Below are 14,782 nucleotides of genomic sequence, written 5' to 3'. Positions count from 1 at the left end.
CAACCTAACGTCACTAAATTCATAACTTTATAAAATGACAAAAGCTTGTCACTTCGCCAATTTTACAACACTCAAATTGCTCTCTTTTCTGCTTATACCAATCACAGTAAGTAAGTGATCAAAAATAGCGCAGGAAAAAGGCTTGAGAACAAGGCAGTTTTTCTGCAACAGAGAGTTTCGATAAGTAGTTATTCTACAATCAAAAATTCTAACGCAGTTATCGAGCATTTTAACAAGCTAGGGTGAGCAAATATTTAACACGATTGGTATTATAAACCCTTTAAATTTTGTGTATTAAAAAGGCGAAAGAGCATCACTCTTTCGCCTCATATTTGGGTTGCTTCAAGTCTATTTCACCTGAAGACTAAACAATCTTATTAACGTTTCTCTGTGCGCATACCCATTAGCAGGCTAAAACACATCAATAACAAAATAAGTGTAAACGGAAGAGCCGTCGAAATCGCGCCAGCTTGCAGTGCTTGTACCGCTTCTGTACCACCAACCCAAAGCAGTGCTACCGCAATTGCACCTTCAAGGAAAGCCCAGAATACGCGCTGCGGTACTGGAGTATCAACTTTACCACCCGCGGTGATGCTATCGATAACTAATGAACCTGAATCCGACGAAGTAATGAAAAACACCAGTACGAGAATCACTGCGACAATTGACAGCAGCGTACCAAACGGCAGCACATCAAACATTTGGAACATCGCTAAAGAGATATCAGTGAGGCCTTCAGTACCCAGTTCGCCAACGCCATTCATAATTTGGTCAATCGCCAAACCACCGAACACTGACATCCAAATGATGGTTACTGTCGTCGGAACAATCAGTACGGCTGTGATAAATTCACGAACAGTACGCCCCTTAGAAACGCGCGCAATGAACATACCTACAAATGGTGACCAAGAGATCCACCAAGCCCAATAGAATACCGTCCAACCGTGGAGCCAAGCTTCATCTTCACGACCATGCGGATTACTCAATGGAATAATGTTCTCAATATACGCCATCAAGGTAGTTGGAATAGATCCCAAAGTAACAGCGTAGCCAATCAAACCAACCAAGATCAGTAGTAAGAACGCCACCAACATGTTGATGTTACTGATGACTTTTACACCACCATCAATACCACGCAGTACTGATACCACAGCAAGCAAAGTTACAACGCTGATAACGATGACTTGCAGTGACAACCCTGCTTCAATACCAAATACATGCTGGATACCTGAAGCGGCTTGCTGTGCACCTAAACCAAGAGATGTCGCAAGACCAAACAGCGTTGCCAGTACCGCTAAGATATCAACTAGGTGACCTGCCCAGCCCCACGCGCGGTCGCCTAAGATCGGATAGAAAATAGAGCGAATTGATAGCGGAAGACCTTTGTTGTAAGTAAAAAACGCCAAAGACAATGCAACCACACCGTAGATAGCCCAAGGGTGTAGACCCCAGTGGTACATGGTTGCACCCATTGCCAAACGCGCCGCTTCTGGAGTGTTAGGTTCAACGCCAAGAGGTGTCTCATACCAGCCGGTAAAATAGGCTGCTGGCTCTGCCACACTCCAAAACATTAGGCCAATACCCATACCTGCGGCGAACAACATTGCCAACCACGACATGAACGAGTAATCAGCCGTTGCGTCATTACCACCCAAACGAATCTTACCAAAAGGTGAGACGATCAAAGCTAGGCAGAACACCACGAAAATGTTACCAGACCAGATGAATAGCCAATCAAACGAGTTAATGATTTGCCATTTGACACCATCCAGTGCCGCCTTAGCCGACGCGGTATCTGTAACCAAGATCGCAATTAAAAACAGCGCAATAAGACCCGCACTAATACCAAAAACAGGGTTGTGAACATCAAAACCCCATTTTTGTACATTATCTTGACCTACCGTGTAGTCGGTACTATCGATACTATATTTATCTATACCTTTAGTCATTATCCCTCTCTACGGAATACTACTAATATCCCTAACCATATTGTGACTAAATAAAACAAACCAGAACATTCAATCCAAGTAGAGCAAGTTCGTTGTCACAGCAATTCAAATACTTGGATGTCTGAAGTTTAGCAGGTTAAAATATTGTTTTCAGTAAACCAGAGGCGGTTCGATGATTTTTTATTCAAATAATAATAAACCACCCTATCAAATGAATAAAAATAAGCCAATTACATCCTTCTAATTTAACCAAAATACTTTTAGGTCGAAGCATTTCTATTTTTTAAACGCAGTTTTTTTTAAGAGCAGAAACAAGAGAAGGTTCATTCAACAAGGCCTGAATTGACCGCGAATTTCGCCAGCTCAGCAGTCGAGTGAATATCCAATTTGTGCTTTATATTTTGCCTGTGCGTTTCTACCGTTCGGTAGCTAATATCCAATGTCTTGGCGATGGCTTTACTGCTCTCCCCTTTCGCAACGAGTTTCAATACCGCCTCTTCCCGCCGACTCAACGGATTCTTTGCTGTTTGAGTAGGAGTGATAGGCTGGGTAAACAGAGTCTGAGTCACCTTCTCACAGAAGTAGGTCGAGCCTTGATTAACCGTCTTAATCGCCTGCACCATTTTCTCTGCTGAGATCTCTTTGAGCATGTAGCCCACCGCCCCCGACTGCATCACCTTCATGATGTATTCGCGGTTGTCGTGCATGGTTAGCATCAGCACTTTGATATCCGGCGTCTCTTCTTTGATCAAGCGAGTGGCATCAATTCCATTCATGATCGGCATACTGACATCCATCAGCACCACATCAGGTTGTAGGTCTTTCACCACTTCAACCGCTTCCAAACCATTGCTAGCTGACCCAATGACTTCGATCTTAGGCTCCAAGTGCAAGCGCGCGATAAATCCATCTAATACCACTTGATGATCATCGACGATCACCACTTTAATTGGTTTATCCATAAACTAATCCATCTAATTTTAATAATACGGTGATTTCAGTGCCGAACCCCGGCTCACTTTCCAATTCAAATTCACCGCCGATAAACTCAACACGTTCACGCATATTGCGCAGTCCAATGCCCGACTTGCGTAGTGTTGCACTGACGTCAAAACCGACACCGTCATCGCGTATAATCAGCTGCAACATGCTTCCCAAAGGCTGAAGTGCAACACTCACACTATTGGCACTTGCGTGTTTCTCTATATTCGTTAGTGACTCCTGAGCAACACGATAAAGTGTTGTTGTCACTTCCGATTTCAACTTTAAACCGTTTAAACTGATTACCGCTTCCGTCTCTATCTCAGAGTGTGATTTGAAATCAATCAACAGTGAATTCAGCGCCGCTTCAAGCCCTAAATCATCCAAAGCACTTGGCCGCAGATTGTGAGAAATATGCCTAACTTCATTAATTGCCGTCATTAATGAGTTCTGGCACTTCTCCAAATGTCGTTTCTGGGTGTCATCATCCAGTTTAGTCCCTAACAGCTCTAGGTGACATTTACTCGATACAAGTAATTGATTGATCCCATCATGCAGCTCACGAGCCAAATGCTTTTTCTCGTCTTCTTGGAACATCACTGTCTTATATGCAAGCTCTTTCAGGCTCTTGTCTGCAATACGATGTTCATGCAGGTTAACCGCAAGTGTCAGCACCACAATCACGGCTACCGTCACCGTCACAATAACTATCATGGTGAAGAAAGTGGTTTCGATATTGTTATTGACCGCAGACTGCATATTGGTCACTTCTTGAGAGACATCTTCAATATATAGCCCGGTTCCTATCATCCAATTCCATTTACTTAGCCATGACGCGTAACTCAGTTTAGGAACAATCTCATTAGTCGACGGCTTCTGCCACAAATAATGGTGAAAGCCACCGCCACTTCTCGCCTGAGCCAACAACGACTCAATCAGATAATTGCCGTTTTCGTCTTGAAGATGAAGAAGGTTTTCTCCCTGCAGCTCAGGCATTACAGGATGAACCAGATTGGTGCCAAACTCGTCATAAACAAAGAAGTAACCATCTGAACCATAACTCAATTTACTGATGATCGCCTTGACGGTTTGCTGAGCTTCGTCTTGGTCCATATCGGGATCGTTGTAGATGTGAGAGATAGCATCAAACGCCAGATCAACCAGATCTTTCAACGCAGACTCTTTGGATTTAATCAGGCTTGCATGGAATAGCTCCACCTCTTTTTCACCCAAGGTCTTGGCTTGGAAAACAGAGATCCAACTGGTGAGAGCCATTACCAACAACAAGGGTAATAGACTTAACAGAATCAGTTTCGCTTTTAGAGGCATTTCCACTCCTTGGATACGTCAGCTCTATATGCTTTAATTATTTCGCTCTTTGGCCGAAACGGCCAATCTCCTTGCAGCTTAGTACAAAAACAAAGCTGCCCCTAAGAGCAGCTTTACTTTATCAAGACTTGTTAATTTTATGTAATCAGGCGATCACATTCCGTAGAATTCAGGGAATACCAATAGCGATGCAAGCACCAGTATCTGAATCCCGATAAACGGCATTACACCACGGTAAATATCACGAGTCGTCACACCTTTTGGCGCTACCCCTTTCAGGTAGAACAAACTAAATCCGAATGGTGGTGTTAAGAAAGAGGTTTGTAGATTCATTGCGATCAAGATTGCAAACCACGTCATGTTGATGCCCATGATCTCAGCAACGGGTGCAATGATTGGAACGATGATGAAACAGATTTCAACAAAGTCGATGAAGAAACCAAGAATCAAAATAACCAACATCGTGATGATCAGGAAGCCCCACTTCTCACCCGGAATTTGTAGCATCCACTCTTCAACTAGATAATCACCACCGGTGTAAGTAAACGCCATAGAGAAGGCTGTTGCACCCAGCAGGATAGCAAATACCATTGCTGTCACTTTCACTGTCTCTTTTGACGCTTCGTATACCATTGTCCAACTAAACTGACGGTAAAGCAGCGCTAATACGATAGCACCGGCACCACCAAGCGCGGCTGATTCCGTTGGCGTCGCAACACCCGCAAAGATTGAACCTAGTACCACAACAATGAGAGCTAGCGGCGGAATTACAGCTTTTAGCGCGGTGATAACTTCTTGCTTACGACTGATGTTATCGTCACTTGGAATAGCTTGCGCCGCTTCAGGGTTCATTTTTGCGTAGATGAGGATATACAGCACATAAGCGCCAACCAATACCAAACCAGGCCATACTGCCGCTTGGAAAAGGTCGCCAACCGGTACACCAAGCACATCACCTAATAGAATAAGTACGATAGAAGGTGGAATGATCTGCCCCAGAGTACCTGAAGCACAGATGGTGCCACACGCTAATCCTTTATCGTAGTTGTACTTAAGCATAACAGGGAGCGAAATAAGGCCCATAGCTACCACTGAAGCCCCTACTACACCTGTCGAGGCTGCTAGCAACGCACCAACTAAAACCGTCGAGATAGCGATACCGCCTCGTACACCACCAAACAGCTTACCCATGGATTCAAGTAACTGCTCAGCAAGACGAGTTTTCTGTAATACCAAACCCATGAACACGAACAGTGGCACCGCCATCAATACCGTATTTTCCATGATGGATTGGATTCGATAAGGCATGAAGGCAAACATATCCATGCCTTCGGCCCACACACCAAAAATCAACGCGATACCACCAAAGGTGAACGCAACCGGGAAGCCAAGTAGCAACGCAAATAAGGCTACAAAAAACATTACAATACCGATCATTTTTGTCTCCTTACTTTTGCTCGTGTGACTGAATCAGGTGTGGATTAAATATTTTGTTCAGCGAGTGCAGCATCAGGCCAACACCACTGATTGCCATAAATAGGAATGACAATGGGATCATCGCTTTAATAATCCAGCGATAAGGCAAGCCGCCCGGGTCTCCCGATGTTTCACCTAGTGAGTAACTCTCTTTGGCAAAATCAATACCGTACCAAGCTACCAACAGGCAGAACGGGAACAGGAAGAATATTGTTCCTAGTAGATCTATAATAGCTTGAGCGCGATTGGAAAGGCGCTCGTAGAACAGGTCAACACGTACGTGGCCGCCCGCTTTGATAGCATAAGGAACACCAAGTAGGAATACAGCCGAGAATAGGTGCCATTCCATCTCCTGAAACGCAATCGACACGTCGTTAAATACATAACGCATCACAACGTCGTACACCACATTGGCCAGCAACATGATGAACAGGATGCTGGATAACCAGCCAAGGAAATCACCAAAACGATTAAAGGCTCGTTCGATATAAATTAGACTTCTCATTCCCTACTCCATGGAATTTGAAATGGCTCCGCTCAATGCAACAGCGGAGCTGTATTAGAGGCTCTTGGCGTTTCGTTATTATTTAAGGTGAAACTGCAAAGAGGTTTTCTTGGGCTTCTCGGTAGCTTAAGACTTTCCCAAGCTACCGATTTTTTGGATTACGTCTTACTACACAAACCAATTATTGCGCTTGGCTGTTTAGGTAAGCACGGTGTGAGATGTTTGACCATGGACGAACTTGCTCGATGTAAGCCGCTTGCGAAGCTTGGATCTCTTTCGCTGTTGCGTCTTTGTCAGCATGCTCTTTCAATAGGCGGTCATTCGCTTCACGAAGTGCACTCATTACTTCAACTGGGAAGTCCTTTACCTGTACATTTGGGTACTCAGACTGGATTGAAGCCCAGTTCTTACCACTTTCGTGCTTAGATTGTGTGTACATATCGTAAGCCGCCGTCTTCATCGCTACTTGTAGAATCGCTTTCAAGTCATCTGGTAGCTTGTTCCAAGTACGTTTGTTGATTAGGAACTGAAGCTCTGTACCTGGCTCATGCCAACCTGTGTAGTAGTAAGGTGCGATTTTGTGGAAGCCCATACGTAAATCTAGAGATGGACCTACCCACTCCAGTGCATCAATCGTACGACGCTCTAGAGACGTGTATAGCTCGCCCGGTGCGATGTTTGTAGGCTTAGCGCCTAGCTCAGCTAAGATTTCACCAGCGAAGCCTGGGATACGCATTTTAAGACCTTGTAGATCTTCTACTGAGTTGATCTCTTTCTGGAACCAACCACCCATCTGAGTATCTGTGTTACCACCTGGGAATGAAAGTAGGTTATGTGGAGAGTAAACTTTCTCCATCAGCTCCATACCGCCACCGTAGTAGAACCAAGCATACTGCTCTGTTGGTAGCATACCGAAAGGCATAGAAGTAAAGTAAAGTGTGTTTGGCACCTTACCCTTCCAGTAATACGATGCGGAGTGACCCATATCGTACTGACCAGATTTCACCATATCGAATACACCTAATGGCGCTTTGTGTTTATTCGCAGAGTCGATACGAATTTGTAGACGACCGTTCGACATCTCTTCAGCCATCTTGGCCATATTCTTAGTGGTGTCACCGAAAATTGGGAAGTTTGGTCCCCAAGTTTCCGCCAGTTTCAAACGATAGACCTTCTCAGCAGCTGTTGCGCCAGTCGCAACCATTGCTAAACAAGCTGTTGCGGTAACCGCCACGTTTTTAAACACTCGAGTGAGGGAGTTAGAAATAAGACTCATGTTCACGTCCTTTGTTGGGTTCAATACTCTTTCTATGAGCACTTTATGATTCAACAAAAGAATGCATCGACATCCGTTAATAAGAAATGGGAATGAGCACGCAGGTTATTCCGCGAATAAATTCAGTATTAGACCAAAGAACTACGTAGTAATACGTAGGAATTCTACCAATATGACGCCAGTTAAAGCGACAGAGAAGAGATGAGCAAGAGCTCGCCAAGAAAACTTCGTACGTAGTAATCTAGGGCTAAAGTTAATAACATTTTACGAGAACGTGACAGACATCGTATGGAGTGCAATGCACATATGAGCCCAAGCTCTTATTGAGAACTGAGAAAGCCCTTGTAGATTTGCTATGTTCAGAGGCAGAAGATAGTCTGATCGGCACCAGATCAAAAAAGCCTCGATAAAATCGAGGCTTAAAACTTAGAAAGCGAATTAATTCCAAAGGAATTAGATTGCTTTGTAGACAACCTTGTTACCTGCAAGCTGTTCTTTCGCTACTAGGTTTTCTTCAAGAAGTTTTTTCAATGCGCCTGTTGCCCATGAACCAGCTTTCGCATCTTCTTGACCAGCCGCTAGGCCGATACCTTTAGGGTTGATGCCGTCGGCATTGCTAGCAACGATGTCTAGAACTTGTTGCTGTTTAGGAGTCAGTGATACAGACGCCGCTTTTGGTGCTGCTACTGTTTTCTCTACCGCTGGTTTTGCTGCTACAGTTTTTTCTGCTACAACTTTCTCTGCGACAGGCTTTGCTGTTTTTGGCGTTGCTTCTACTTTTGCTACAGCCGCTTTAATGCGCTTTTGCAGCTTCGCCTGCACCTTACGCTTATGAGCAAGTCTCATTGAATATTTCTCCAGTTCACTGCTCTAACTCGCAGTGGTGAAAATTTGAAGCGCGATTTATACCAAAAAACGGGAGCTATTTGTAGAGTGGAGCGTCGAAAGTCGACGAAAAATAACGATATTGTCTATCAACGTCTATTATTTAGACAGGGCATTATTAATTCGAGGTCATATCTACTGGTTATCCATCCAGACCCAAAATATGAAACTTGGTGAACCCTATGGAAACACGTCATATTGCAAATTTTTCACTGCCTAAATTCAAAAGTGCCTATCGTTATGTTGCTGTCATCTTGGGCTTCGTTTGCTTATTAGTTGCTCTCTATTATGACGCTCCACGCTTGCTTTTTGTTGGCGCCTTTTTAGTCATCGTTTTACTTGTCGCAGGCTACTATTTAATGCTGCGTAGCAGAGTGCTGTTTACGTTAACACCAACTCATTTCCAACAACACTTTTACAAAGGTGGTTGGGTGCTGAAATGGTCAAATATAGAAAAGATTGGCCTATGCACCTATCAACAAGATGGATGGCATCAACCTCTTCCTTGGATTGGCATCAAAATTCGAGACTACGCCCCTTACCTTGATTCCATCTGCCCTAAGATCACAACTGAACTGCTACTAAACCAACGAGCACTGCTCTACCTTGGTGCTAAGCAAGCGGGGCATGAATCTAAGTTTGAAGACATTGTTTTGGACTCATCGCAATTCAACGGAAAGATGCACTTCAGCGAAGATGACCATAATGTTTTTATCGACCAAGACGCGCTCAATGCTTCAAAGGTACAGACTCTAACAAAAGAGAGAGACAAGCGTTGGCAATATTCAGGTTTACAAGCGATGTTGGCCAACCGGATGCGTTATCAACGAGAGTATCATGGCTACGATATCTTTATATCAACCAATGACTTGAAAATGAGTGGAGAAGAATTTGTGGGGCTTGCTAGACGTTACCTTGCAGCGGCAGAACGTGAGTAATAAAAGCAATAAACAGCTCTTGAGCGAGCTGTTTATTTAGAAATCAGTTATACCGCTCGTTTAGTAAAGAGGCATTTCGTCAGCAACGAACGGGTTAGATGCACGCTCACGACCGAATGTCGATTCAGGGCCATGACCCGGAACAAACGTCACATCGTTACCCAGTGGCCAGAGTTTAGTTTTAATCGACGAGATTAGCGTATTGAAATCACCTTGAGGGAAGTCTGTACGACCAATCGCACCGTTGAACAGTACGTCACCAACAAACGCCATGCGCGCTTCTTCACTGAATAGGACAACGTGACCTGGGGTATGACCTGGCGTGTGGATAACATCGATCACTTGATTACCAAACGTCACCTTATCCCCTTCATCTAGCCATGCATTAGGTTCAAATGCCTTACACAGAGGGAAACCAAACATTTGACTTTGGTTCTCTAGACCTTGAAGCCAGAAGTTATCTGCCTTATGCGGTCCAACAATCTCAACATTTAAGATTTCTGCCAGTGGAACCGTGCCGCCTACGTGATCTAAGTGACCATGAGTAAGTACCAAATTCACCACCTTTACACCCAACTCTTCGATGATTACTGCTAACTGTGAAACGTCACCGCCTGGATCAACAACAATGCCTTCCATGGTTTCATCACACCACACAATCGAACAGTTTTGAGAGAAAGAGGTAACCGGTACAACTTGATACTTGAGAGACATATACAAACCTTAGAAAGCAAACTTAATAATGGCTAATTTAGCGTTCCATTACATAATCTGGCGCAAACTATGACATTTGATGTCTATTTTGACAAGTTTTGAGCTTGGTACAACCGAATCCAGTAACCGAGGAGTTGGTTACCAGCTACGCACAGGGCCAGTATCAATGTGAATGAAATTACTACGCGCATAATAACCTACACCTCCCGCTTGCAAACTTTTCGCGGCATCACGTAGCTCTTTCAGGTTTACACCATCGATACGAAAATCGATCGCTTTACCCAACATGTGGTAGCTCTTTTTCGCCACACCACTTGAGTTTGAGCGAAGCGCTTCATTGGTCGCTGGAGAACGGTAACCCGATATGATCTGTACTTCTTTTTGAATACCAAGAATATTTTGAATTTGGGTGATTTGATCAAACAGCTTTTTGTCCATTGGATGAATTTCATTACGACGGAAATCGCGACACAACTTACTCAAGCGCGCCATTTCATCACCCACGTAATTCTTACCATCGAAGTAGCAACTTTCCAATCGTTCACCGGTATGAAGGTTATTCATGCTAATGACTCTAGGTTGGTCTGGGTAAGAAGCAAACGCGAGAGAAGGAGTGAGCGAAGCTGCGACCACAGAGCCACCAGCAATAGTGAGAAACTGACGGCGAGAGAATACATTTTGAGACATACAGCAAAAAATCCCATTAAATCGAACAAAAAACGCACGATACATAATGGGTATAGCGACGTCAATGCGCAAAACTTGCTCAAAGACGCTATTTTGGATGCCTTAAAACTCTTAGTTATTGATAGGCTTTACAAAATCATCTATAAAATTTTGTTTGTAAACTTTTGGTTAAGATCACCCTTCACCACCTTCCTTATCGTATTGGTAAACGTCACCGCGATACTGAATTCCTTCTTCTTCAAACAGAACGGTTTGATAAATAATATGCACCGGGATTCGTTTTTTTAGCCTCACTTTGGTGTTCGGACCAAGCAAACCATCTTGTTGTGGTGCCTTTCTAACTTTAGTTGCAAACAACAACTCTGCGAGCTCTTCGGCATGTTCTACACGGATACAACCAGAGCTGTAAGCACGGAAATCATCATTGAATAGCCCCTTACTCGGCGTATCGTGTAAATAAATCGCCCGCTTATTTGGTGTATTGAATTTATACAAACCTAATGCGTTTCGCGAACCCGCTTCTTGCCTCATACGATATGGGAAGGAGTTGAAGTTGATGCTCTGCCAATCAATGAGCTCGGGATCTATGGTTTCCATCGTTCTCCAGCCATCAATAACTCGAAAATTGTTGCTAGTTAGGTAGCTCTCGTCGGCACGTACTTTCGGCAAAATATCTTTTACCATGATCTTCCACGGTACGTTCCAAGTCGGATTGAGAATCACGGAGTCGAGATTAATCTCTAACAACGGGGTCTTGCGTGATTTTCTGCCCACAACAACCTTAGATTCAAAGACCTCTTTGCCTCCCTCCCAATACTTCATATCAAAGCTAGGCACGTTAACCACAATCAGTGAGTCTCTATCTTTCGGCCACAAACGTGCACGCTCCGCATTCAACGCAATCGCTCGTAAACGATCATCAAACGGCATATTGATCCACTTCAATGTATTGGGGCCTATGATCCCATCAGGTTTTATTCCGTGAATCTTTTGGAAGGATTTGACTGCAATCTCTAACTCGAGATCGAACATCGGAATATTTGGGTCAACGTGCGAGGTATCGACGCCCACCAAAGCCATTCGCTCCAATAAAATGGGCTTTTGGGTAATCTCATCGTCAAGCCTTTTGAGTCCGATTTGGTCGTACATAGGGACAGTCTCACTCATCGCTTGAGATAGGACAGCGTACGACTCTTTAAGCTGATCGAAATTACCCACAGGCGGCGCATAAGAAAGCACCAATTCCAGCAGGTAGCCGTTATTGATACTGTCCAGTAAGCGTGCGATGGTCTCTGGGGTAGGCTCAGGTAGCCTATCTCGCAATTTCTCCGAGAAGTACCACTCTTTACCAACCAGCGGAGCCTTCTCTACATAGCTTAAATAATACAGAAGCGCATCTGTGGTGAGGATATCCACTTTGTCCCATTCGCCTGACGCTTTGTGCTCTGCGATTTGCTTAAATTGCTTACTAAAAAGAGGGGCAAATTGCGCTTTGTCGATGAGCGACAGCTGAAATTCAAAAGCATTAGATGCTGCTAATGACGCCCAAACCACGGGATAAGAGGTCTCTTGATAGATACGCTGAGTCAGCTCTGGATACAGGAGAGAAAATGACAGATCAGAGCCGGGCTTGATATCCTGTCCCATATGATGACCGGCGGAGCCCCACGAATGCGTGGAGACCACCAGTAATATGGCGAAAATATACTTCACTAACATGCGATGCTCCTGATGCCAAATCATCTTTTAAGTATGGCAAAGAAATGGAGCAAGCATGTTATTTTTTAAAGATTTTTATGCATTAGGTTGCACTCCAATGGTTATCCCATTGAATACCCGATTGAAGTATCGATTTATCGTTTGGTTTAGACTGACTGATCACACCACCAGCGCCTGAACTCAGCCGAAACTCATCATCAAATAGGACCACACCAGAAGCATCAGCTAGGTATGAAAGCTCGACCAGCTCACGCGTCTGTTTCGACCAAATTCCGTAGCAATTACCGCGCGGAGATGTCGCTAGTATCCACTCTTCAGATGCGGCAATACTCGCAATATAGTGATTAAACCTCGCCCACTGTTCTGGCTCAGCGTTCAAACTGACAAACTCTCCCCCTTTAGTGTGCATCGCGAGTAGAGATGGGTACTCGTCTGGTTCACCGCGATATTGCTGTCCGCATAACACAGTCTCTGCGCCATCATGCGCTAGATGTCGAATACTCAATTTCTTATCAGGCAATCCCACTTGGTCGAGAATTTGCCCCTTAGGAGAGAGGTAGGTCAGGCTTGGCATCATGGTATCGAGATTTTTCGGCGTGCGGCCATCAGTATGAACCCCGCCAACACCAATCGCTAAATCACCACTTGGCATGATGATCACTTCATGAGGGCCAATGCCAAAACCACTAAACTCTTCAACTTTGGCGTAGTGTTGCTCTACGTCGTAAACGCCAATCACCCCTTCACTGGTGTCACTCTTACCTTCGGTCGCATACAGATAACGACCATCTAGCGAGTAAACGCCATGTCCGTAGAAGTGGCGATTATTGCCTTTAACCGTCATTTTCAACTGTTGCCCAGTCATGTGGTCAAACACGATAAAGAAGTTACCCGGACGACGAGCAAATACCACAGCATGGTTTTGCTTGGGACTGATGGCAACACCATGCCCACGTTCTGGGATCGGCAACTGGCTCATTGGTTGACCAAATTGATCGGCAACCACCGCAGAGAAGCGAGCTCTACCGTTCAGTGCACAACCAATCAGTTTAGGCGAACCATCTGTTACTTGATTCGATTGATTGGAAGCACAACCAAACGGCAGCACTGGAACAGCGGCACAACCGAGCGCCGCCTTCAACAGGTTTCTACGTGTAGAATCAGTCACCATCGGTTGCATTAAACCCTATTACCACACCAAGTTCGATCGCCACTTCTTCGTGAATCAAATATTTCAGCTGTTCTAGTTTGTTGTATTGAGACAAAACTAAACGGTAGCCTTCTTTGCTTTGCAACAAGTCAAACAAGCTCTCTTGCTCTGGCCAAGTTTCAATGGTTTGCTCAAACTGAGTGAAAACACGGTCAGCAAGGTCCTGATGCCCCTGCTCTCGTAGAATTGCATCTAACCCTTTGCCATCGGCCAAATATAGCGCCTCCAATGCAACAACATTCGCTTTTAGTTGAGCTAATGAAGTTTGCGCGCGCCATGATTCAGAAAAGTATGGTCTTGGCTTACCAATTTTAGCGAGTGGACGGCTCAACTTCTTCATGCTGTAGTCGAGTTGATTCGTCATAAGCGCAATGTACTCAGATTCCCATTGCTTCTCATCAAGAGAGGTCCACGGGTTAACCTGCCAAGCCGATACAATGGTGGACGACTTCACAGCTAAATTTTGTGCAATGGCTGCAACGCTTTTGCAACCAGACTCTTTGTCAGTCAGTAATGGGGAAGCTTTGTCGTAAAAGGACCATTCAAGTGCGCCTAGGCCTTGAACCGTCACACTTTGAAGCGCGATATCTTGCTGCGTCCAACGTTTATCCTGCTGGTTAAGCTGACTCATTTTCAGCCCAGTGGTGTTCTTTTTATCTGGCCAGAACTGTACATTCCAGCTCTCTTCAAGTGCTTTTGCAGGGCCACGCTCCTGCCCTTGCAACGCCATCCAAGCCGTCATAGTTTGCTGCCACTCCGACTTTAGCTGATCCAATGTTACTGCATCGCTTTGGCAATAAGATTCAACCGCTGCTTCTAGCTCAGACGCTTGTTTCGCAAAATTTACCGCTGAATTGAATTCAGTCAGATAAACATTTGTGCTCAAGTGTTGAGTCGTATCGGCAGAGTAACCAAGATTTGTCTCTCGTGAAACGCTGGATTCTCCCGAAGACTGACACCCCGCCACAACCAGAGCTGAAAGCGGAAGAGCCCACAATTTGTTTTTCATGAATAGCTTATTTTTCATGTTATTACCTAATGTTGAGCATTGTTGCGCGTTTGATTATTGGTTTCCGTCACGCATAGCAAAGAAAATTCACAAGACTAAGGTCT

13 protein-coding genes are annotated in these 14,782 nt (G+C 44.6%); 1 reads left to right on the top strand and 12 read right to left on the bottom strand.

Features of this window, described 5'->3' with window-relative positions:
- Positions 1-377: 377 nt before the first annotated feature.
- The 7 genes from AC6I7V_RS05845 to AC6I7V_RS05815 form a co-directional block, all read right to left on the bottom strand.
- Positions 378-1,949 (bottom strand): BCCT family transporter, encoded by a 1,572-nt coding sequence (locus tag AC6I7V_RS05845; protein ID WP_255230897.1) that lies wholly within the window; start codon positions 1,947-1,949, stop codon positions 378-380.
- A gap of 323 nt (positions 1,950-2,272) precedes the next feature.
- Positions 2,273-2,911: a response regulator gene (locus tag AC6I7V_RS05840; RefSeq protein ID WP_032549257.1), complete on the bottom strand. Its 639-nt coding sequence runs from the start codon at positions 2,909-2,911 to the stop codon at positions 2,273-2,275.
- Entirely contained in the window at positions 2,904-4,259 is a 1,356-nt protein-coding gene (locus AC6I7V_RS05835) for a cache domain-containing protein (protein ID WP_255230898.1), read from the bottom strand. The genes AC6I7V_RS05840 and AC6I7V_RS05835 overlap by 8 nt, the downstream gene beginning before the upstream one ends.
- A gap of 153 nt (positions 4,260-4,412) precedes the next feature.
- Positions 4,413-5,696, bottom strand: coding sequence for a TRAP transporter large permease (locus AC6I7V_RS05830; RefSeq protein ID WP_032549260.1), 1,284 nt, complete (start codon positions 5,694-5,696; stop codon positions 4,413-4,415).
- A 10-nt stretch (positions 5,697-5,706) separates the two neighbouring features.
- Positions 5,707-6,240, bottom strand: a complete 534-nt coding sequence (locus AC6I7V_RS05825; RefSeq protein ID WP_255230899.1) for a TRAP transporter small permease subunit — start codon at positions 6,238-6,240, stop codon at positions 5,707-5,709.
- 181 nt (positions 6,241-6,421) lie between these two features.
- Complete coding sequence (locus tag AC6I7V_RS05820; protein WP_255230900.1) at positions 6,422-7,516, bottom strand: TRAP transporter substrate-binding protein; 1,095 nt, start codon at positions 7,514-7,516, stop codon at positions 6,422-6,424.
- A 453-nt stretch (positions 7,517-7,969) separates the two neighbouring features.
- Complete coding sequence (locus tag AC6I7V_RS05815; protein ID WP_032549263.1) at positions 7,970-8,362, bottom strand: hypothetical protein; 393 nt, start codon at positions 8,360-8,362, stop codon at positions 7,970-7,972.
- 221 nt (positions 8,363-8,583) lie between these two features.
- Between AC6I7V_RS05815 and AC6I7V_RS05810 the strand changes: the two genes are divergently transcribed.
- A complete protein-coding gene (locus tag AC6I7V_RS05810) occupies positions 8,584-9,339 on the top strand; it encodes a DUF2982 domain-containing protein (RefSeq protein ID WP_255230901.1) in 756 nt (251 codons plus the stop codon).
- 60 nt (positions 9,340-9,399) lie between these two features.
- Here AC6I7V_RS05810 and AC6I7V_RS05805 read toward each other — a convergent pair whose 3' ends face one another.
- The 5 genes from AC6I7V_RS05805 to AC6I7V_RS05785 all read right to left on the bottom strand — a co-directional run bounded on the left by AC6I7V_RS05805 (position 9,400) and on the right by AC6I7V_RS05785 (position 14,678).
- The gene (locus AC6I7V_RS05805; RefSeq protein ID WP_498011523.1) at positions 9,400-10,053 is read right to left on the bottom strand and encodes an MBL fold metallo-hydrolase; all 654 of its coding nucleotides are present in this window, start codon (positions 10,051-10,053) and stop codon (positions 9,400-9,402) included.
- Between the two features lie 138 nt (positions 10,054-10,191).
- On the bottom strand, positions 10,192-10,740 hold the full coding sequence (gene mepK, locus AC6I7V_RS05800) for a peptidoglycan L,D-endopeptidase MepK (RefSeq protein ID WP_255230903.1): 549 nt from the start codon (positions 10,738-10,740) through the stop codon (positions 10,192-10,194).
- Between the two features lie 174 nt (positions 10,741-10,914).
- Positions 10,915-12,459, bottom strand: coding sequence for a L,D-transpeptidase family protein (locus tag AC6I7V_RS05795; RefSeq protein WP_498011522.1), 1,545 nt, complete (start codon positions 12,457-12,459; stop codon positions 10,915-10,917).
- Positions 12,460-12,541: 82 nt separating this feature from the next.
- Positions 12,542-13,630 (bottom strand): DUF1513 domain-containing protein, encoded by a 1,089-nt coding sequence (locus AC6I7V_RS05790; RefSeq protein ID WP_498011651.1) that lies wholly within the window; start codon positions 13,628-13,630, stop codon positions 12,542-12,544.
- A complete protein-coding gene (locus AC6I7V_RS05785; protein WP_498011650.1) occupies positions 13,620-14,678 on the bottom strand; it encodes an imelysin family protein in 1,059 nt (352 codons plus the stop codon). The genes AC6I7V_RS05790 and AC6I7V_RS05785 overlap by 11 nt, the downstream gene beginning before the upstream one ends.
- Between the last annotated feature and the right edge of the window lie 104 nt (positions 14,679-14,782).

The sequence above is a fragment of the Vibrio sp. KUL70 genome, from assembly GCF_059725515.1.
Note: the sequence above shows the minus strand (reverse complement) of the source record. Positions and strands in the feature narration are given on the sequence as shown.

Bases quoted from the DNA above. Each gene is read 5' to 3' on its own strand.
- AC6I7V_RS05845 (WP_255230897.1), bottom strand. From the start codon at position 1,949: ATGACTAAAGGTATAGATAAATATAGTATCGATAGTACCGACTACACG.
- AC6I7V_RS05840 (WP_032549257.1), bottom strand. From the start codon at position 2,911: ATGGATAAACCAATTAAAGTGGTGATCGTCGATGATCATCAAGTGGTA.
- AC6I7V_RS05835 (WP_255230898.1), bottom strand. From the start codon at position 4,259: ATGCCTCTAAAAGCGAAACTGATTCTGTTAAGTCTATTACCCTTGTTG.
- AC6I7V_RS05830 (WP_032549260.1), bottom strand. From the start codon at position 5,696: ATGATCGGTATTGTAATGTTTTTTGTAGCCTTATTTGCGTTGCTACTT.
- AC6I7V_RS05825 (WP_255230899.1), bottom strand. From the start codon at position 6,240: ATGAGAAGTCTAATTTATATCGAACGAGCCTTTAATCGTTTTGGTGAT.
- AC6I7V_RS05820 (WP_255230900.1), bottom strand. From the start codon at position 7,516: ATGAGTCTTATTTCTAACTCCCTCACTCGAGTGTTTAAAAACGTGGCG.
- AC6I7V_RS05815 (WP_032549263.1), bottom strand. From the start codon at position 8,362: ATGAGACTTGCTCATAAGCGTAAGGTGCAGGCGAAGCTGCAAAAGCGC.
- AC6I7V_RS05810 (WP_255230901.1), top strand. From the start codon at position 8,584: ATGGAAACACGTCATATTGCAAATTTTTCACTGCCTAAATTCAAAAGT.
- AC6I7V_RS05805 (WP_498011523.1), bottom strand. From the start codon at position 10,053: ATGTCTCTCAAGTATCAAGTTGTACCGGTTACCTCTTTCTCTCAAAAC.
- mepK (WP_255230903.1), bottom strand. From the start codon at position 10,740: ATGTCTCAAAATGTATTCTCTCGCCGTCAGTTTCTCACTATTGCTGGT.
- AC6I7V_RS05795 (WP_498011522.1), bottom strand. From the start codon at position 12,459: ATGTTAGTGAAGTATATTTTCGCCATATTACTGGTGGTCTCCACGCAT.
- AC6I7V_RS05790 (WP_498011651.1), bottom strand. From the start codon at position 13,630: ATGGTGACTGATTCTACACGTAGAAACCTGTTGAAGGCGGCGCTCGGT.
- AC6I7V_RS05785 (WP_498011650.1), bottom strand. From the start codon at position 14,678: ATGAAAAACAAATTGTGGGCTCTTCCGCTTTCAGCTCTGGTTGTGGCG.